General features: G+C 34.0%; 15 protein-coding genes and 1 tRNA gene. 8 read left to right on the forward strand and 8 right to left on the reverse strand.

Annotation, left to right across the window (positions count from 1 at the left end; translation table 11 throughout):
- Nucleotides 1–265 precede the first annotated feature (265 nt).
- Together purQ and purS are read right to left on the reverse strand one after the other, a co-directional pair.
- Nucleotides 266–949: a phosphoribosylformylglycinamidine synthase subunit PurQ gene (purQ, locus tag Anndu_RS03100; protein WP_464104025.1), complete on the reverse strand. Its 684-nt coding sequence runs from the start codon at nucleotides 947–949 to the stop codon at nucleotides 266–268.
- A 72-nt stretch (nucleotides 950–1021) separates the two neighbouring features.
- Nucleotides 1022–1276, reverse strand: coding sequence for a phosphoribosylformylglycinamidine synthase subunit PurS (gene purS / locus Anndu_RS03105; RefSeq protein WP_464102963.1), 255 nt, complete (start codon nucleotides 1274–1276; stop codon nucleotides 1022–1024).
- Nucleotides 1277–1414: 138 nt separating this feature from the next.
- On the opposite strand from purS, the gene Anndu_RS03110 reads away from it, so the two are divergent.
- On the forward strand, nucleotides 1415–1861 hold the full coding sequence (locus tag Anndu_RS03110) for a Fur family transcriptional regulator (RefSeq protein ID WP_464102964.1): 447 nt from the start codon (nucleotides 1415–1417) through the stop codon (nucleotides 1859–1861).
- A 212-nt stretch (nucleotides 1862–2073) separates the two neighbouring features.
- Nucleotides 2074–2319, forward strand: a complete 246-nt coding sequence (locus tag Anndu_RS03115) for a DUF6761 family protein (RefSeq protein WP_464102965.1) — start codon at nucleotides 2074–2076, stop codon at nucleotides 2317–2319.
- A gap of 90 nt (nucleotides 2320–2409) precedes the next feature.
- On the opposite strand, the gene zwf is transcribed toward Anndu_RS03115, so the two are convergent.
- Entirely contained in the window at nucleotides 2410–3939 is a 1530-nt protein-coding gene (gene zwf, locus Anndu_RS03120; protein WP_464102966.1) for a glucose-6-phosphate dehydrogenase, read from the reverse strand.
- 365 nt (nucleotides 3940–4304) lie between these two features.
- On the opposite strand from zwf, the gene Anndu_RS03125 reads away from it, so the two are divergent.
- Entirely contained in the window at nucleotides 4305–4538 is a 234-nt protein-coding gene (locus tag Anndu_RS03125) for a hypothetical protein (RefSeq protein WP_464102967.1), read from the forward strand.
- A 175-nt stretch (nucleotides 4539–4713) separates the two neighbouring features.
- On the opposite strand, the gene Anndu_RS03130 is transcribed toward Anndu_RS03125, so the two are convergent.
- Nucleotides 4714–5859, reverse strand: a complete 1146-nt coding sequence (locus Anndu_RS03130; RefSeq protein ID WP_464102968.1) for a quinone-dependent dihydroorotate dehydrogenase — start codon at nucleotides 5857–5859, stop codon at nucleotides 4714–4716.
- Between the two features lie 176 nt (nucleotides 5860–6035).
- On the opposite strand from Anndu_RS03130, the gene cdf31 reads away from it, so the two are divergent.
- The 3 genes from cdf31 (at nucleotide 6036) to Anndu_RS03145 (ending at nucleotide 9921) form a co-directional block, all read left to right on the forward strand.
- A complete protein-coding gene (gene cdf31 / locus Anndu_RS03135) occupies nucleotides 6036–6941 on the forward strand; it encodes a CDF family zinc efflux transporter Cdf31 (protein ID WP_464102969.1) in 906 nt (301 codons plus the stop codon).
- A gap of 233 nt (nucleotides 6942–7174) precedes the next feature.
- The gene (locus Anndu_RS03140; RefSeq protein WP_464102970.1) at nucleotides 7175–8656 is read left to right on the forward strand and encodes an NADH-quinone oxidoreductase subunit M; all 1482 of its coding nucleotides are present in this window, start codon (nucleotides 7175–7177) and stop codon (nucleotides 8654–8656) included.
- A gap of 134 nt (nucleotides 8657–8790) precedes the next feature.
- Nucleotides 8791–9921, forward strand: a complete 1131-nt coding sequence (locus Anndu_RS03145) for a CO2 hydration protein (RefSeq protein ID WP_464102971.1) — start codon at nucleotides 8791–8793, stop codon at nucleotides 9919–9921.
- A gap of 350 nt (nucleotides 9922–10271) precedes the next feature.
- Here Anndu_RS03145 and Anndu_RS03150 read toward each other — a convergent pair whose 3' ends face one another.
- Nucleotides 10272–10844 (reverse strand): Uma2 family endonuclease, encoded by a 573-nt coding sequence (locus tag Anndu_RS03150; protein WP_464102972.1) that lies wholly within the window; start codon nucleotides 10842–10844, stop codon nucleotides 10272–10274.
- 159 nt (nucleotides 10845–11003) lie between these two features.
- On the opposite strand from Anndu_RS03150, the gene Anndu_RS03155 reads away from it, so the two are divergent.
- Nucleotides 11004–12317, forward strand: a complete 1314-nt coding sequence (locus Anndu_RS03155) for a M16 family metallopeptidase (RefSeq protein ID WP_464102973.1) — start codon at nucleotides 11004–11006, stop codon at nucleotides 12315–12317.
- Nucleotides 12318–12478: 161 nt separating this feature from the next.
- Here the strand turns inward: Anndu_RS03155 and Anndu_RS03160 are convergent, their stop codons facing one another.
- The 3 genes from Anndu_RS03160 to Anndu_RS03170 all read right to left on the reverse strand — a co-directional run bounded on the left by Anndu_RS03160 (nucleotide 12479) and on the right by Anndu_RS03170 (nucleotide 17055).
- On the reverse strand, nucleotides 12479–15568 hold the full coding sequence (locus Anndu_RS03160; RefSeq protein WP_464102974.1) for a DUF726 domain-containing protein: 3090 nt from the start codon (nucleotides 15566–15568) through the stop codon (nucleotides 12479–12481).
- Between the two features lie 410 nt (nucleotides 15569–15978).
- Nucleotides 15979–16050 (reverse strand) — tRNA-Thr (locus tag Anndu_RS03165).
- Between the two features lie 87 nt (nucleotides 16051–16137).
- Entirely contained in the window at nucleotides 16138–17055 is a 918-nt protein-coding gene (locus Anndu_RS03170; RefSeq protein WP_464102975.1) for a methyltransferase domain-containing protein, read from the reverse strand.
- 191 nt (nucleotides 17056–17246) lie between these two features.
- Between Anndu_RS03170 and Anndu_RS03175 the strand changes: the two genes are divergently transcribed.
- On the forward strand, nucleotides 17247–18839 hold the full coding sequence (locus tag Anndu_RS03175) for a glucose-6-phosphate isomerase (protein ID WP_464102976.1): 1593 nt from the start codon (nucleotides 17247–17249) through the stop codon (nucleotides 18837–18839).
- Nucleotides 18840–18875: the final 36 nt, after the last annotated feature.

Below are 18875 nucleotides of genomic sequence, written 5' to 3' on the forward strand. Positions count from 1 at the left end.
CCTAAGCTGATGAATGGGAGCAATGCAAATCGGTTAAAGTGTGATTAAAGGCATCTCCGCACAGGATCATAGAAAACAGGAAGTCTCTGGGTTACAGTATAAGATCGTTGCTATTGTTGTTGTGAGGATAGCATTGGGCATAATAGAAATTTATTTTTTAAATATTAAATAGATTGATCGATTAAAAATAGATCGATTAAAAATAGTAGGTTGATTTTGATTTAATCCAACCTACTAAGTCTAATTATTAAAAAATTTGGGGATTTTAATTAATAATTAATGATTCAAATAATCTTCTTCCATCGGTAGCTTTTAAAATTGGATCTGCCGCCCTTTCGGGATGGGGCATCATGCCTAAAACATTGCCTTTTTTATTGACAATTCCTGCGATATTATTTAATGATCCATTGGGGTTTGTTTGTTCATTAATTTCCCCTTTTTGATCACAATATCTAAATAATACTTGATGATGATCTTCTATTTCTTTTAAGGTGTCTTGATCGGCATAATAACGCCCCTCTCCATGGGCGATCGGGATGGTAATTACCTGTTGATTGTGATAGACTTTTGTCCAAGGTAATTTGTTATTTTCTACCTTTAAAGGGGTACGATCGCAGATAAAATGTAAATCACGATTTCTAATTAAAGCCCCTGGTAATAAACCAATTTCTGTTAATATTTGAAACCCGTTACAAATACCTAACACATATTTACCTTGATTAGCGTGTTCAATCACACTTTTAATAATAGGAGAAAACCGAGCGATCGCTCCACAGCGTAAATAATCTCCGTAACTAAAACCCCCCGGAATGACAACCACATCAAGCTCATTAATTTCCGTTTCTTCATGCCAGATCATGCGAGTAGGTTGATTAAATAAATCCTGTGTTACCATGGCCACATCTCGATCGCAGTTAGATCCGGGAAAAACGACAACGCCAAATTTCAACATAATTGAATAATTAATATTTAAAATTAATCTTTAGTTAATAACGAATAACCAATAACGAATAACAAATAACTATTTTTCAGTTAATTCAAAAGAATAATTTTCAATCACAGTATTAGCTAATAATTGATCACACATTTGATCTAACTTTTGTTTAGCACTATCAGGATCGGAAGCAGTGAGAGTTAACTCAATATATTTTCCAATTCTCACACTTTCTACCCCCTCATAACCCATGTGTTGTAAACCAGATTGAACCGCCACACCGGCCGGATCTAACACAGAAGGTCTCAGGGTGACATAAATACGAGAAGCATAAGTAGGCATAAAAAATATCAGAAATTTGAGATACAATGAGTTTAATTTTTGTTTTTAGTGTACCATTGTTAAACCAAAATATCTTTTAAATTAAGTTGAAAATTATAAAATTAAGATAAGTTAAGATCAAACTTATCAAATGACCAGATGAAAACTAAACGCACTCGATCCCAAGAAAAAATATTTGATTTAATCAAAAGTTTAAACCGCCCCCTTTCGGCGCAGGAACTATTTATGGAATTACGCCGCCGTAAAGATCAGATGGGATTAGCCACAGTTTATCGTTCTCTTGAAGCCTTAAGATTAGAAGGGGTAATCTCCATGAGACTTTTAGCTAATGGAGAATCGCTTTATAGTTCTATTCAAAGTGATCAACATCATCTTACTTGTATTAATTGCGGTCAATCAATCCCGATCGATCAATGTCCGGTTCATAAACTAGAACAACAATTACAAAAATCCTATCAATTTAAAGTATATTATCATACCTTAGAATTTTTCGGCCTATGTCATCAATGTGATCTTAAGGGAAATGACGATGGCTTTTTTCTAAGGGTGAGGGATAAGGGAAAAGGAAAAAGCGATGATCATTAATTAAAACGGTTGAAGAATTGATTAAATTGAGTTTTTTTTTATTACTTTAACAAATGACCAATCGCCAATGGCAAATGGCCAGAATCTGTTTTTTTTATAAAATCAGGAAAAATGAATCAACAATCTTCTAAAATGAGAAGTATAGTAATAGTTAAAACTGGTCATTGGTTACTGGTTACTATTCACTGAAAAGGCGCACTCAATTTGTGATTATGTTACAACAAGCTCAAGCAATTCGTCATTACCAAAAATTAACCGATATGCTGGTTGATTTATGGAATAGGGGTCATCGTTATGAGGATCTGAGGATGTTTATGGATGGCTATGTGTGTAGTCTTCGTCATAGTAATTCTTTAGAACCTTATCAGATTCATCGTTTAGAGGAAGAAGTATTCCGTTTTTTGCGTGATCCTTCTAATTTTGAATTACTTCCCCTTGCCCAAGTAGATTATTATTAATTGTTTTTTGATTTTCCCCACTCAATTTTTGTCAGATTTTGTAGGGGCGAAAAGCCCTTCTCCCCTACAGATTATCAACTTTTGTCTTAACTAAAGTCTACGCCATTGACGACCATCACGGTTAATTAAATCTTCGGCTTGTGAGGGTTGCCATGTCCCCGCTTCATATTGGGGCATCAGGCTGGGATCCGTTGGTGCATCCCAAGCCGCTAAGGCCGGTGTTACCACACGCCAAGCCTCCTCCACTTCATCGGCACGGGTGAACAAAGTTTGATCCCCTAACATACAATCTAATAATAATCTTTGATAAGCGTCTGCCGTTGTCATGCCAAAGGATGAACCATAGCTAAAGTCCATGTCAACGGTACGGGTATGGAGATCAGCCCCTGGTGTTTTGGCTTCAAATCTTAGGGAAATTCCCTCATTTGGTTGGATTCTGAGGGTTAAAATGTTCGGATTGGTTTGTTGTGCTACTGACTGGAAAATTAATAAGGGGACGGCGCGAAATTGGATCGCAATTTCTGAAACCTTTTTCGGAAGGCGTTTTCCCGTTCTTAGATAAAAGGGTACACCTTGCCAACGCCAGTTATCAATCATTAATTTTAAGGCCACAAAAGTGGGAGTAGTGGATAAGGGATTGACTCCGGGTTCTTCCCGATAACCTGTGACTGGCTTCCCTTTCATCCATCCTTTACTATATTGTCCTCGAATGGCCGAATTTTGTAAATTATGAATATCCGCCAAGCGGGTGGCCTGTAAAACTTTAACTTTTTCATTGCGGATACTGTCAGCATTGAGGGCGTTAGGGGCTTCCATGGCCGTTAAACAAAGTAACTGGATCAGGTGATTTTGCACCATATCACGCAAAGCTCCAGAAGTGTCATAATAACCTGCCCTTTCCTCTACCCCTACCGACTCAGCTACGGTTATTTGGACATGATCCACAAACTGACGATTCCATAAAGGCTCAAAAATGGCATTAGCAAAGCGAAAAACTAATAAATTTTGGACAGTTTCTTTCCCTAAATAATGATCGATCCGGTAAACTTGTTCCTCTTTACAAACTTTTTGCACAGCCCGATTTAAAGTTTGGGCTGAACTTAAATCTTTGCCAAAAGGTTTTTCAATTACCAGACGATTTTTAATCGGATCATCTAACATTCCGGTTGCCCCTAAATTATTAAGAGCAGGGGCAAAAAAGTTAGGGGAAACTGCTAAATAAAAAACCCGATTGCCCCTTGTTCCCCTCTTTCCATCTAATTGAGATAATAATTGATTTAACTTTTCATAACTTTCTTTTTCATCCATATTTCCCGAACAATAATATAAACCTTCGGCAAAATCTGACCATAATTCTTCACTACCGATCCCGTCAGAAAATTCCTCAATACCCTCTTTCATTTGTTCCCTAAAATAGTCATCACTCCAATCCCTTCTTGCCACACCAACGATCGTCATTTCTGGGGGTAATCTACGCTCTTTTTTTAATTGATAAAGAGAGGGAACTAACTTACGTTTAGTAAGATCGCCCGATGCCCCGAAAATCACTAAAATTAAAGGTTCTGGAGTTCTTTGTTGTTGAAGTCCCACCCGTAAAGGGTTTTCTAATAATGTCACCATAAAGATTTTAAATTTGTCTGATCTAATCAGCTAAAAATAACACTTTTTCAGTATTTTGTCTTTTGTCATTTTAGTAGATCTATTAAAAATTGCCCAAAATCTTAAGTTACCTTTACATAACATTAGATTTGTTCCCAAATAGTTTTTTTTGCAAAAATCCCTCTGATCTAACAAAGCTTTCAGATATAAAAAACAACTTAAAATCATTTTTCTTGATCTTTTAAAAGTCTATAGTGTGATCTTTATCACATTCTTTTATAAAAAAAACACTGGTTTAATGTGACTTTTATTGAACATTTTTGTCAAAGTGAAGTTATATTAAGAATATAAAGTTAATTATATTTAATAATTTGGAGAGTGTCAAAATGATGGATGATGCAAAAGCCGTAGGTGCAATTGTTGCTGGTGCAAGTTCAATGGCAGGTGCAGGTTCTGTAACAGTAGCTACTGTAACTACTTCTGCACCCGGAATTTTAGGAGCTATCGGACTAACAACAACAACAACAGTTGCTCTACCAGTTGCAGGAGTTGTAGCTGTGGCAGGATTAGTTGGTTTTGGAGTTTATAAAGGGGTAAAATTTGCAAGACAAAGCAAATAAATGAGCAAAATGAGATCTCTCTTTTGTGCAACTCATTTTGGGCAAAAAACGGTAATATTGCCCTTTTACGACTCTGAGCCAATCTTGATCATTTCTGAAGTTTAAAACTATTGTACAGATGGCGATCGCTTCTTTACTTTTTAAGCGATCGCCAAAAAATTAGTAATCTAAAATCTTATTTCCCAGCCGTGCCGATCGCTTCACAAATGTGTGTAAAGCCATTTTCTTCTAATTTTTTCAATAAGCCTTCTTGAACATTTTTTACGATCCAAGGCCCTTCATAAATCATTCCGGTATAAAGTTGCAATAAACTTGCGCCGGCCGTTATTTTTTCCCACGCATCTTGGGCATTAAAAATTCCTCCTACCCCAATAATGGGAATTTTTCCTTGGGTTTGTTGATAGATAAAACGAATTATTTTTGTTGAAATTTCTTTTAAGGGTAAGCCACTAATTCCTCCAGCTTCTTCTGTCATTTGATTGCCTGTTTCTGGCAGAATTTTTGTTTTTAAATTGTCTTTTTTGATGGTAGTATTAGTGGCCACAATTCCCGCTAATTGATAGTTTTGAGCTAGTTCTATAATTGTCTTAATTTCTGATAGTTCTAAGTCGGGAGCAATCTTAATTAAAATGGGTTTTTCTCCTTGATTTTCCCGTTGTAATGTTGATAGAATTAACTCTAATTCTTCTCCCCCTTGAAGACTTCTTAAGCCCGGAGTATTGGGTGAACTAACATTAATAACAAAATAATCAGCTACATTTTTTAATAGTTGAAAACTCCCTAAATAGTCTTGATGAGCTTGTTCTAGGGGTGTAATTTTTGATTTACATAGATTAATTCCGATGGGTATTTGTCTTACTTCTCGCTTCCATGTTTGTGCTAAAGTTTGCGCGATCGCTGATGCACCGAGATTATTAGCCCCCATACGATTTAAGGCGGCCAGATCTTCGGGTAGACGGAATAAACGGGGGCGAGGGTTGCCCGTTTGGGGGTGTAAGGTGACAGCCCCTAACTCGGCAAAACTAAAGCCAAAACTTGACCATATTCCCGCCGCCAAGCCATTTTTATCAAAGCCGGGGGCTAATCCTAACGGGGTATGAAAATTTAAACCCCATAATTTTTGAGCTAATTTTTCGGGTAAATTTTGATTAGTAACACAGAAGGTTTTTTCTAACTGTTGACGGATGAATCTAGCCCAAGGGCTATGATATGATTGATCGAGATTAGAGAGCATATTTATTAATTGTAAATGTGCCTGTTCGGGATTACTTTTAACGGCACTCAGAAACAAGGGGTAAAATGGTTTTGTATAGTTGAACATAGAGCTATTTTAATAAGAATAAATCTTATTTATTATAGCAGTTTAATTTAACTTTTTACTAACAAATGTTTAATTTTTATTAAGATTTTCAGACATTAATTAAATTGGAAATATGATAGGGAAAGAAAACATAATTACATTAGTTCAAATTTATAATTAAGGAAGATCATTATATAATGATTGATAATCGCTCTCAAGTACGCAAAGTTTTAATTTTAACTCTATTATTGAATTTATTTGTGATGGCATTAAAAGCAGTTGTAGGGTTTGCCACTGGTTCATTAAGTTTACAAGCTGATGCTTTACATAGTGTTACAGATAGTGCTAATAATGTCTTAGGATTGTTTACAAGTCGTTTTTCTTCTCCCCTTCCTGATCGGGATCATCCTTACGGACATCAAAAGTTTGAGGCGGTGGGAGCGTTAGGAATTGCCGCTTTTTTAGGAATAGCTTGTTTTGAGATTTTACAAGGTGCAATTGAGCGAATTTTACATGGTGGAAAAATGATTGAAATTTCTATTCCTGAATTAAGTTTATTATTAATTGTCTTAGGTGTTAATATTTTTGTGGCACTTTATGAAAGAAAAGAGGGTAAAAGGGTACAAAGTCCGATTTTAATTGCCGATGCTTACCATACCATGAGTGATGTTTGGGTGACAATTGTGGTTTTAATTGGTTTAATAAGCGTTTATTTATCTAATATTTTACATATTGATTATTTGCAATGGTTAGATATAATCTTATCATTTCCTGTTGCTTTATTAGTTTTTAAGAGTGGTTGGCAGGTTTTAAAAGAAAATTTACCTTGGTTAGTAGATGAAATTGCGATCGCACCGGAGTTAATTCATCAAATTGTGATGGAAGTACCTGGCGTGATCAACTGCCATGACATAGCCTCAAGGGGTTTATTAGGGAGACAGGTTTTTATTGAAATGCACTTAATTGTAGAAGCACAAGACATAGAAAATGCTCACAAAATTACTGAGGAAATAGAGGAACGATTAAAAGAAAAATTTGAGCCTGTGAGGGTGATGATCCATATTGAGCCGCCTGAATATCAATCAAAAAATATTAGTTATTAATCAAAAAGTGGAGAATTTTGCCGATTAACTACTTTTAATTAGGTTACAAAAACGACAATTTTTATCAGTTTGAGGGGCATAATGTTAATAATTTGTGTGATTAATTATTTAATAGTAAAATGTGAGGCTATGCCCCTACAACAGATAATTTTAATTGCCTAGAGAGTCTTTATGTTGTATTGTTAACATAGTTAGATTAAATCAACTATTTAATTATTTTAAGTTTAAATTAAATGTTAACATCATTAATTTTAATCCCTCTGATCAGTGCCATTGCGATCGGATTCTTACCAAAAGAATTTACATCTCAAAAAATTCGCACTACCTCTTTAATTATTTCATCAATTATCTTAATAATTAATGTTATTTTAGCTTTTCAATTTAATCCTAAAATTCCTGATTTGCAATTTACAGAGCATATTTCTTGGATTCAATGGTTAGGATTAAGTTATAGTTTAGGCTTAGATGGCCTATCTTTTCCCCTGATCGCTTTAAACAGTTTTTTAACCTTAATCGCTATTTTTAGCACTAATGAAATCATTGAAAGACCTCGTTTTTATTATTCAATGATTTTTCTTTTAAGTGCCGGAGTAGCAGGTGCTTTTTTAGCACAAGATTTACTATTGTTTTTCTTATTTTATGAGTTAGAATTAATCCCTTTATACTTTTTAATTGGGATTTGGGGAGGGCAAAGACGGGGTTATGCGGCCATGAAATTCCTTTTATATACAGCCCTTTCAGGAATTTTAGTTCTAGCCTCATTTTTAGGGTTAGTTTGGGTAACGGGTGCTAATACTTTCGATTATGAAACTTTAAGAGGGTTTTCTGTGCCTGTGGATCGGCAAGTTCTACTGTTAATCCCCCTCTTAATCGGCTTATTAATCAAAATTCCTATTTTTCCCTTCCATACATGGCTACCCGATGCTCACGTTGAGGCTTCTACCCCCATTTCCGTCCTTTTGGCGGGTGTCCTCTTAAAACTCGGAACTTATGGTTTATTACGTTTCGGTGTAGGTTTATTTTTAGAAGGATGGGTACAGTTAGCCCCTTGGTTGGCAATTTTAGCGGCCATCAGTGCTTTATATGGGGCTTCCTGTGCGATCGCTCAACAAGATATGAAAAAAGTTGTCGCCTATTCCTCGATCGCCCACATGGCCTATATTTTACTGGCCGCCTGTGCTTGTACCTCTTTGGCTTTAACGGCCGCCGTTTTCCAAATGGTAAGTCATGCCTTAATTTCCGCCCTCTTATTTTTATTGGTGGGGGTTGTCTATAAGAAAACGGGAACTCGCAATGTTACCGCATTAACAGGTCTTTTAAATCCAGAAAAAGGCTTACCTTTAACTGGTAGTTTAATGATTTTAGGAGTAATGGCAAGTTCAGGTATCCCCGGAATGGTAGGTTTTATTTCTGAATTTTTAGTATTTAGAGGTAGTTTTCCTATTTTTCCTATTCCAACTTTACTCTGTTTAGTAGGGACAGGATTAACCGCAGTTTATTTTTTATTAGTTGTAAACCGAGTCTTTTTTGGTAGATTATCTGATCAATTAGGGAATTTACCCCCCGTGAGTGTGGTTAAAGATTTATCCCCCGCTTTAGTGTTAGTCGTTTTAATTATTTTGTTTGGCTTACAGCCCAATTTAGTGATAGATTGGAGTGAAATTCAAGCCTCATCTTTAGTTACTGCTGACTGGCAATATTTGACAAAACTTTAAATGATTTGATTAAAATTTTTAGGTTGGGTTACTATTATTTAATCCAACCTTTTTTTCTTAAAAAAATTGTTGATCCAAAATCATGTAAAATTATTATAGATAATATAGAAAACTTAAATAATAATAAATATCAAATGAATAACATTACATTAGAACCCTCAAAACATCCTTTAGCCGAATATATTTATCATTTAGAGTCAGGAGAAGCCCTCTTAAAAGATTCACCTGAAAATGTCTTAGAAGTGGTAGGTATTCTTAAAAGTTATGGAATTGTTTTAGATGCCTATTCGATTAATCTGTGTTATATTGCCGATCATCAATGGTTTAACTTTTTTCCCTTTTTTAAATATTTTAATGGTCAAATTACCACCGAAAAATTATTAAAACATTGGTGGCATGATCGCATTAATTATGAATATGCAGAATATTGTATGAAAGCCATGATGTGGCATGGTGGAGGCAATTTAGATCAATATTTAGATAGTGATCAATTTAAAGCAATTACTGAAGAATTAGTCAAAGCAAAATTTAAAAATAATTTATTTATTTTAACCTTACATAAAATATTTCCTGAATTTTTAGCCGAACAATTAAGACAAATGTCTTACTACAGTGCTTTAGGGCAATTTTGGCGCGTCATGAGTGATATTTTTATTAACCTTTCTGATCGCTACGATCGAGGGGAAATTAAAACAATTCCTGATGTAGTTACCCATATTTTAAACGGTTTAGTTGCTGATGCTAATAGACCAATTACTTACACCGTAAAAGTTAAAAATCAAACCTTTGAAATTCTGCCTAAAACAACAGGATTAACCTTTTTACAAGACACAGCAATTCCTTATGTAGAAGCCGTTTTTTTCAGAGGAACGCCTTTTCCGGGGACAATTTCTTACAATGCTCAAGCATATCAAATACCCTATGATCAAGGAATGTTTGCTTATGGTGCATTGTACGCAGATCCTTTACCCATCGGGAGTGCAGGGATTCCTCCTACTTTATTAATGCAAGATATGAGACATTTTTTACCAGACTATTTAATAGAAGTTTATCAAAAGGGTATTCGTGGGGAAAATGACTTAAGAGTAAAAATTTGTCAGAGTTTTCAAAAATCTATGTATTGTGTAACTACGGCCGCTATTAAAGGTTTAGCACCTTATTCCGTAGATAGTGAAAAAATTGAAGAAAAAAAAGCCAATCGAGTTTATTTTGAAAAGTGGATGAATCGCTTTTTAACTTCCCGTTTAACTAATATTAATAATTAAGAATTAATGTTAATCTATTTTTACTTAAAAATTTAAGTTTGTAGTTAGGCTTTAGCCCTAAAAAACAGGGTGTTTTCAAAGTTGGTTATAAAATACAATTCTTAGTTCAATTTATTGAACGATCGCTGTTAGCTTTGAAATTTATTTCAAAGCGGGTTAAATCCTAAAAGCCTTAATTCCCATTGAACTTCAGTTCAATGCTAACAAAAATCGTTCAATAAATTGAACTAAATTTCTATTAGAAACTATCCAGTTTTTAATAATTTTTGATTTATTAATCTTAAAATTAAGCTAAAAAGCTAATCAAAAAAGGGCTAAAGCCCAACTACAAACAATCTTTTTGATCAATATTACCAAATTAATTCAAGATTTAATGTAAAATCAGGTAAGATATTTTCCCCTGATAAAATTTGAGGATTAGTTAATATTTCTACTTCTTTTCCTTGACGATAAATTTCTACTTCTCTCTTTTTACGATTAATTAACCAACCTAATTTTGTCCCATTTTCTATATATTCATTCATCTTAATTTGTGTTTGATCTAATTGATCCGTAGGTGATAATAATTCTATCACAAAATCAGGGGCAAAAGGTAAAAATTTTCGTTGTTGTTGGGGTGTTAAATTTTGCCATTTTGTTAAAGGGATCCAACTAGCATCAGGGGATCGATCGCTACCATTTGGTAACTTAAAACCTGTAGAAGAATCAAACACCATACCTAACTGAAATTGATGATTCCATAACCAAAGTTGAGCCGTAATACCTGCATTTTTATTACCAGTTTCTCCGCCAGTGGGTGACATAATAATTAAATCTCCTTTGTGATTTCTTTCAAAGCGAAAATTACGGTTATTAAGACATAAGTGAAAAAATTGTTCATCAGTTAAATTAACATTTTGACAATCAATTGTTAAATTAGTCATATTTTTAATCAATAAATCTTGATAATTGATCTAAAAAAAAGATTAAATAATAATAAATAACCAATAACAAATCAAAAAATAGTTGTTTTTATTTTAAATCAATATTATGATAAATAACAAGCTATTTTAATTCTATTTTACCCATAAATTTTAAGACTAATGACCTTAACACTTCTTCAATCTTCCAAAATCAATCAACCCACCATCGTCACTTTACCTAATGGTTTAACCATTATTGCCGAGCAGATGCCCGTTGAAGCAGTTAACTTAAATGTGTGGTTAAATGTGGGATCCGCCTTGGAAGCCGATCAAATTAATGGGATGGCTCATTTTTTAGAACACATGATTTTTAAAGGTACAAAAAAACTGAAAATAGGTGAGTTTGAACGGTTAATTGAAGAAAAAGGCGCGGTTACTAATGCCGCTACCAGTCAAGATTACACCCATTATTATATTACTACTGCCCCCCATGATTTTGAGTTTTTAGCACCTTTTCAATTAGATATTTTATTAAATAGTAGTATTGATCATGATGCTTTTGAGAGGGAAAGATTAGTCGTTTTAGAGGAAATTAGAAGGTCAGAAGATAATCCCAGAAGACGCACTTTTTATCGGGCGATGGAAACCTGTTTTGCTTCTTTACCCTATCGTAGACCCGTTTTAGGCTCAACGGATGTCATTGAAAATTTACAATCTCAACAAATGCGAGATTTTCACCAATATTGGTACACTCCCTCCTCCATGACGGCGGCCGTAGTGGGTAATTTACCTGTAGAAAAGTTAATTGAAATTGTGGCCAATGGATTTTCTGAGCATTATGTTAATTTTGAGCAAGAAGAAACGGAAGAAAAACACCCTCTTAAATCTCCCTTTCCCGTAGCACTGCCAGACTCAGAAACTCCTTTTACAGAAATTGTGAGGAAAGAATATATTGATGAGAGTTTACAACAGGCTCGTTTAATAATGATGTGGCGAGTGCCGGGGATGAATGACTTAGAGGAGACTTACGGCTTAGATATTTTAGCGGTAATTTTAGGGCAGGGTAAAATGTCTCGTTTATTTCGAGATCTGAGGGAAGATCGGGGTTTAGTCACACAAATTGGGGTTAGTAATATGACTCAAGAATTACAGGGAGCTTTTTATATTTCGGCGGTGTTACCATCAGAAAATATTGAAAAGGTAGAGTCGGCAATTATTGATCATATTCAAAAGATACAATCAGAATTAATTGATCAAAATGAGATTTTACGCATCCGTACCCAAGTGAGAAATAGATTTATTTTTAGTAATGAAAAACCGAGCGATCGAGCTAATTTATACGGTTATTATTATTCCCAATTAGGTAATTTAGATTATGCTTTAAATTATCCCAGTTTAATTGAGAGTATTTCGGCCGAAGATTTATTAAAAACCGCTCAAAAATACTTAAATACTTCCGCTTATGGGGTAGTAGTTGTTAAGCCAAATGATTAACAATTGATAATTGATAATTACGGATTATTTCCTCTTGTTTTTCTTGAGGATCTAAATGATTTAATGGATTAAACACGATTATTACTCCTAAATTTTAATCAAATGTAAATTAAAAAATTTGATAACTTTAATATTAATAGTAACTGAATTTTAAATGATAGTTAATAAGGTTTATATTCTTGATAAATTCTTTCTAACATTCGTTTTAATCCATCAGTATGAATCCAACCAACATAACCACCAAAGATCATATTATCATTAGGATCACTCAAAAAAACGTGCAATACTCCGGCCGGATTAGTCCATGTTTTTAAGATTGAACCATCTGGTAAAAATATATAAGCGTTTGCTCTATGAAAATCTCTAGGATCAGCTTTAGTTATTCCGGGAACTGTCTTTAATATTTCAATTACTTTAATCGCATCATTTAATTTTACTTTTGATTTTCTACTACGATTTTTAAATTGAATTGGTGGTGTTTGTTGACGGCATAATTCTAATATTTGATCTAGTTTATTCGGATAATCACCATGATGAGGAGAAATATTTGATACATCTAAATTAGTTACTTTGTGATGATTAATTGGACTTAATCCAATCGGTTCATCACCTAATTCTGCTGTGCGATAAACATAAGATAAAACTTCATCAAATTGAGAATAACAATTAAAGATATTATTAACGACAACTGAATCTAAATCAACACTATTAAAAGTGTAATGTTTTTTGCTTACTGCACCTGCCATTAAATAAACATCAAAAACTTTACCATAATGACCTTGTTTTTGCAGATATTCAAGGGCATAAGCTATTACTCGACTACCTAAAGAATAACCTAATAAAGAAACAGGATAAGGTAATTGTGAGATCGCTTCTCCTAAAAGTTTACCTGTTTTTTCGGCTCTATTTTTAGCAACAAACCAAGGGTTATCAATAAGTTTTAAAATTGATAATGCTGTAGCTGGAAGTGCTAATAAACCCCCTGCTGTTTTTAATGCACTTTTCCCGATAAATCCCATTAATCCACTTGTTGCAAATTTTGAACCTATATCATTAAACAAAATATTGGTGACATCTTTTCTTGTTTTAGATTCCCAATTTAAACTCCAAAGATCACTTTGATGATCATATCTCATAACTGCTCCCCAACCTTGCTGGGGAGAATCATCTTGTTGTAAAAATCCATGAATACAAATTAAACGATGACAAGCATAACGATTAGGACTAATGGGAATAAAGTTAAATTCTTCTAAATCTCCATATAAATTTAAGCCTGATTTTAATGCCTGACCACCACCTCCTAAACCAGCAATTGTTGTAATAATAGCAGAGCCTCCTACCGTACCTAAACCACCAGCCGCTAAAGAGCCTCCGCCAATGGCGGCTAAACCAGAAGACACAGCCGCTATTCCACTTAATCCAAAAATGTGAACACCAATAATTCCACCCACTACCGGAGCGGCTATTCCACCCGTAACGGCAACGGCTAAAGCACCTACACCAACTAAACCTGCAACCTTTAAAGCTTTCCCATCATTTATATCTTGTTTTGGCTGTATTGTCTGATGATTGATATTTGATAATAATTGAGGATTATTTTGTAACACAATAGAAACTTGTTTAATATATTCACTTTCTACTTCGGCGACAATATTTTCTGATTCACCTAAACCGATCGCAATTTCATATAAAGCTAATCTTTCACTAGCTAAATATTCATTATCACAGAAACAGAAATGTATTAATAATTTTAATAAATATTGTTTAGATTCACGGGAAGATAAATACTGAAGAATAGGATTAATTTCTTTAGGTAAATTTTGTAATTCTTGCTGAGGATTATAATTTTCAATGCAAAAACTACGCGCAATGTCTAAAATATTTTTAATTTCTTCTTCTGATAAATTTTCATCGGCATAAGATAGCCATAAGATTATTTTTAAAATAGCATATCTTTCTTGCTTATTGATATATTGTAAATAATGATTATGGTTTTTTGTAATATTTTGTAATTCAGAAGAATTATTATAATTAGTTAAATTTGTATCAGATGTACCTTGACGATTCAAATTATAGTCTACTGAATTTGATTGTTGAATATCGGAGATTTTACTTGATATAAATTGACCAAATCCTTGAACATTTTGGCCAATTTGATTACCTAAATTTGATTGTTGAAATTCAGAAAAATGACCTGATAAAACTTCCCCAACATCAGAAGCTTTTTCAGTAATAGCTCTCCATAACTTAGTAGTATCAGGAGGAGCTTTTAAATTAATTTGTTCAGTCCAAACACAAGAAGAATCACCTTTACGCCAAGCCAGAATTTGTAATTTTTCAGCAGAATTTAAGTTTAATTCCTTAACAAAATTACTAATTAATTTAACTTGCTTTTCTTTATTTGGGATAGTTTCTCCCACTATACTTACTTGTAAATATTGATTTACCAGATTAACTTCAGCAAAAATTTGATCATCTTTCAGTAAATAATTTAATACCCCTTGAATCGCCGTTACATCACCTGATTTTGCTTTATTTAATAAACTAGAACCATTGTTATTATTAGTTAATTGATTTGACGTTTCAGCCTTAACTAAAGTTGAAGATTGATTAATCGAATTATTGGCCGTTTCAGTCACAAATTCTCCCGTTACTTCCTCAACTTTTAGCGAAAATTCTTGATGCCATTCAGGAAAATCCTCCCCTATTTTTTGAGCATAAACCTTAACAAAATTACAATTTTTAATATTAAGATTAATCAATTCCTGTTTTAACTTAGTCATGATAAAATCAGGATGGGGTACATAACTTAAAACAATTAAAATATTTAACTTTTGCTCCTTTAAACTAGCTTTTAATTTGACATCTTTTAAATTTAACCATTGAATAATTAACTTTTCAATCGCACAAAGATCGCCCTTTTTAGCCAAATCATTAAGATTAGGTTGAGCCTTAATTTCTAAGTTAAATTCCTCATGCCAAGCGGGAAAATCATCCCCTATTTCCTTACCATAAACTTTAACTTTAGTAACACAATTAATTTTAATTTTCTCTAGCCATTGACGCAGAAAATCAACTATTTTTTGTTGAGGAGGAATAGTAACAGCCGATAACATCAACTGTAAACAACCCTCTTTAATCGTACATTTAGAAACGCTAATCTTATTTTTATTTAAAGTTTGACTCAAAAGTTGCATAATAGCCTCACAATCCCCTTGTTGAGCCAATTTAATCAGATTCGCTTGATCCATTTTAATTCTCCTTATCATCAAATTAAGGGAAAATATTTGTCCTAATTATAAAACTGTTATCATCGTTAAAATCATAAACTTAACATTAATTAATATTACAGAAGATAAGATCAATAACTTAAAATATCTTAAAGTCGGGGATTTTTTAAATGTAGTGACTTGAGGAGAAAACATGATTAAATTGCTCACACCACTCAATTATTGTATAATTTTAAAAAAGATATTTACAGTAGAAAATGCTACAAATTAATCAAAATTATGTTTTAGATCAAAATCAAAATGTGGAAAGTTGAATATACTAAAAAATTTTTCCTTAAGTTTGATCTTAATAATAAATAATATTCTTGTATTCTCAAATTACCTTATAGCTCAGTGGCTAGAAGGGTTTATTTGTAACAATTCCATACAAAAGCTGGTGACAAGATTTGAACTTGCGACCGGCTGATTACAAATCAGCTGCTCTACCACTGAGCTACACCAGCATTAAAGTTAATTTTAATAATCTCAACTTATTTTTTAACTCTAATCTACGATTCTAAACTAATAAGTTGAGATTGTCAAGTGTTTATTTATCTTTTTCTCGCCACTATGGTACGATGGCGAGGGCTATTGGTTTTAATCACGGGTTGTTCAAATCCTACTGAAATTAAGGCTTTTTCGATGTCAAAGGTCATATAATCATCTAAATAGGGTTCGGTGCTTTTTAACAGGGTAAAAACGTAAGGAGGAAAGTTTTGGAATACTTCTGAATAGGGGTTCATATCCATAATAGTTAAATAACCACCGTGACTCAATAAACGCCATGCTTCTTGAAAAATCTCTTGTGAGGGTTTTTGAGGTATTTCATGAAACATTAAACAAGCTGAAATTAAATCATAACTTTGATCAGCTAAACCCGTTTTTTCGGCGGGGGCGTGTACCCATTGACAGTTATAATTTTTTTCTTGTGCTTGATATTGGGCTACTGCTAGAAAATAGGGTGATAGATCTAAGCCTGTCACTTTCCCACTGGGGTATAATTCCTGTAGGGCAAAGGTACTCATGCCTACACTACATCCTAAGTCTAAAATCTGTTGAGGATTGATGGAAATTTCCTCTTTGATCACATTATGATAGCTTTCTCTTAATTTGCGATCGCCATCTTTGTGGTCTTCCCCCCAAATTTTAGCATGGACAGCGTAGGCGGCCGACTCCACTTCCCATGCGGCCTCCCAGCTTAAATTTCCCCTATCATAGGAGTGAAAAGTAGTTAAATAATAATCAGGATATTGTAAATTGGGATTTTCGACTTGAGTTTGTTCTGTTTTCCAGTCACGTTGGGATAATTTTTGCACATTTTCTGTCCAAGGTACACCAATTTTTTCCGCACGTTTGACCATCATCTGATGTGCCTGTGCTTTCATAAAATTAGCTAAGGGTTTAACGGATAAAATGAAATTAATCAAACGAGAAGTAAAATCAGTTTGAGATGTAGCACTAACAGCCATAATGTTTTTTTGATCTAAAATATAAATAAAATTTTATTATATAGTTACATGGTAATAGAAACTAGCCCTAAGCATAAATACTAGAAAGTTGATGATAAAAAGAAAACAGAAATTAAACATTAAGTCATTGGATAATCTAAACTACAAATATAATAAAAATATTTGATCATGTTAATTTAATAGGGATTTTTATGGATAATTTACAATTGTGGCAACGCTATCAAGACTGGTTATATTACAATCAAGATTTAGATTTTTATCTTGATGTTAGTCGCATGGGCTTTGATGAGGCTTTTCTTGAGCAAATCAAACCTAAGTTTGTCAAAGTTTTTCAAGATCTGAAAGATTTAGAAAGCGGCGCGATCGCAAATGTTGATGAACAGAGAATGGTAGGGCATTATTGGCTCAGAAATGTGGCGATCGCTCCCGATCCAACGATTAAAAAAGATATTTTAGACACCCTCGCACAAATTAAAAATTTTACTCAAAAAATTCATTCTGGGGAAATACACCCCCCCAATGAGGCAAAATTTACGGATATTTTATCGATCGGCATCGGTGGATCGGCTTTAGGGCCTGAGTTTGTGGCTGAAGCCCTTGCGGATGTTAACGCCCCCTTAAATATTCATTTTATTGATAACTCCGATCCCCAAGGGATCGATCGCATTTTTCAAAAAATCGGCGATCGCCTCAAAACTACCTTAGTTTTAGTTATTTCTAAGTCTGGGGGTACTCCCGAAACTCGCAACGGCATGATCGAAGCCCAAACCGCCTATCAAGCCAAAAATTTAGATTTTCCCCAATATGCGGTAGCGGTAACGGCCATCGGGATGAACTCTAAACTGGAAAAACAGGCAGAGGAAGAAAAATGGTTAGCTATTTTTCCCATGCACGACTGGATCGGGGGGCGTACATCTGAACTATCGGCCGTGGGTTTATTACCGGCCGCTTTACAGGGGATAGATATAGATCAAATGTTAGAGGGGGCAAAAAGAATGGATCTTGCTACCCGTCAAGAAGACATTAAAACTAATCCCGCCGCTTTACTGGCCTTAAGTTGGTATTATGGCACGGGGGGCAAAGGTGAAAAAGATATGGTAATCTTACCCTATAAAGATAGTTTACTGTTATTTAGTCGTTATTTACAACAATTAGTAATGGAGTCTTTAGGTAAAGAAACAGACCTTGATGGTAATAAAGTTTATCAAGGGATAGCGGTTTATGGCAATAAAGGCTCAACGGATCAACACGCTTATGTACAACAGTTAAGGGAAGGTGTGCCGAACTTTTTTGTAACATTTATTGAGGTTTTAAAGGATCGTCAAGGCTCATCGGTGGAAATAGAAAAAGGAGCGACTGCGGGTGATTTTCTGTCAGGATTTTTATTAGGAACTCGTCAAGCTTTATGGGAAAATGGACGAGATTCGATCACTTTAACGATTAAAGAAGTTAATCCTTTTTCGGTGGGTGCATTAATCGCTTTATATGAAAGGTCTGTTAGTTTTTATGCTTCTTTAGTCAATATTAATGCTTATCATCAGCCCGGTGTTGAGGCGGGTAAAAAAGCGGCTCAAGTGGTGTTAGAGTTACAAGGAAAAGTATTAGATTTATTGGCTAATCATCAAACTCCTTTAACTTTAGCTCAAGTGGCTGAAAAAATAAATTCAAGGGATTCTATTGAAACTATTTATAAAATTTTACGGCATTTAAGTGCCAATGATCGAGTTAGTTTAAATCAGGAAAAATTCCCTAATCTTGAACTTTTAGAAGTTAATTTAAAATAAAATTTAGTTGTTGGTCATTAGTCATTAGTCATTATT

This window comes from Annamia dubia NIES-4383 (genome assembly GCF_055394725.1).

Coding starts and splice junctions, on each gene's coding strand:
- Anndu_RS03125 (WP_464102967.1), top strand. CDS start 4,305: ATGATGGATGATGCAAAAGCCGTAGGTGCAATTGTTGCTGGTGCAAGT.
- zwf (WP_464102966.1), bottom strand. CDS start 3,939: ATGGTGACATTATTAGAAAACCCTTTACGGGTGGGACTTCAACAACAA.
- Anndu_RS03110 (WP_464102964.1), top strand. CDS start 1,415: ATGAAAACTAAACGCACTCGATCCCAAGAAAAAATATTTGATTTAATC.
- Anndu_RS03150 (WP_464102972.1), bottom strand. CDS start 10,844: ATGACTAATTTAACAATTGATTGTCAAAATGTTAATTTAACTGATGAA.
- Anndu_RS03170 (WP_464102975.1), bottom strand. CDS start 17,055: ATGGCTGTTAGTGCTACATCTCAAACTGATTTTACTTCTCGTTTGATT.
- Anndu_RS03145 (WP_464102971.1), top strand. CDS start 8,791: ATGAATAACATTACATTAGAACCCTCAAAACATCCTTTAGCCGAATAT.
- Anndu_RS03140 (WP_464102970.1), top strand. CDS start 7,175: ATGTTAACATCATTAATTTTAATCCCTCTGATCAGTGCCATTGCGATC.
- Anndu_RS03130 (WP_464102968.1), bottom strand. CDS start 5,859: ATGTTCAACTATACAAAACCATTTTACCCCTTGTTTCTGAGTGCCGTT.
- cdf31 (WP_464102969.1), top strand. CDS start 6,036: ATGATTGATAATCGCTCTCAAGTACGCAAAGTTTTAATTTTAACTCTA.
- Anndu_RS03160 (WP_464102974.1), bottom strand. CDS start 15,568: ATGGATCAAGCGAATCTGATTAAATTGGCTCAACAAGGGGATTGTGAG.
- Anndu_RS03115 (WP_464102965.1), top strand. CDS start 2,074: ATGTTACAACAAGCTCAAGCAATTCGTCATTACCAAAAATTAACCGAT.
- Anndu_RS03175 (WP_464102976.1), top strand. CDS start 17,247: ATGGATAATTTACAATTGTGGCAACGCTATCAAGACTGGTTATATTAC.
- purS (WP_464102963.1), bottom strand. CDS start 1,276: ATGCCTACTTATGCTTCTCGTATTTATGTCACCCTGAGACCTTCTGTG.
- Anndu_RS03155 (WP_464102973.1), top strand. CDS start 11,004: ATGACCTTAACACTTCTTCAATCTTCCAAAATCAATCAACCCACCATC.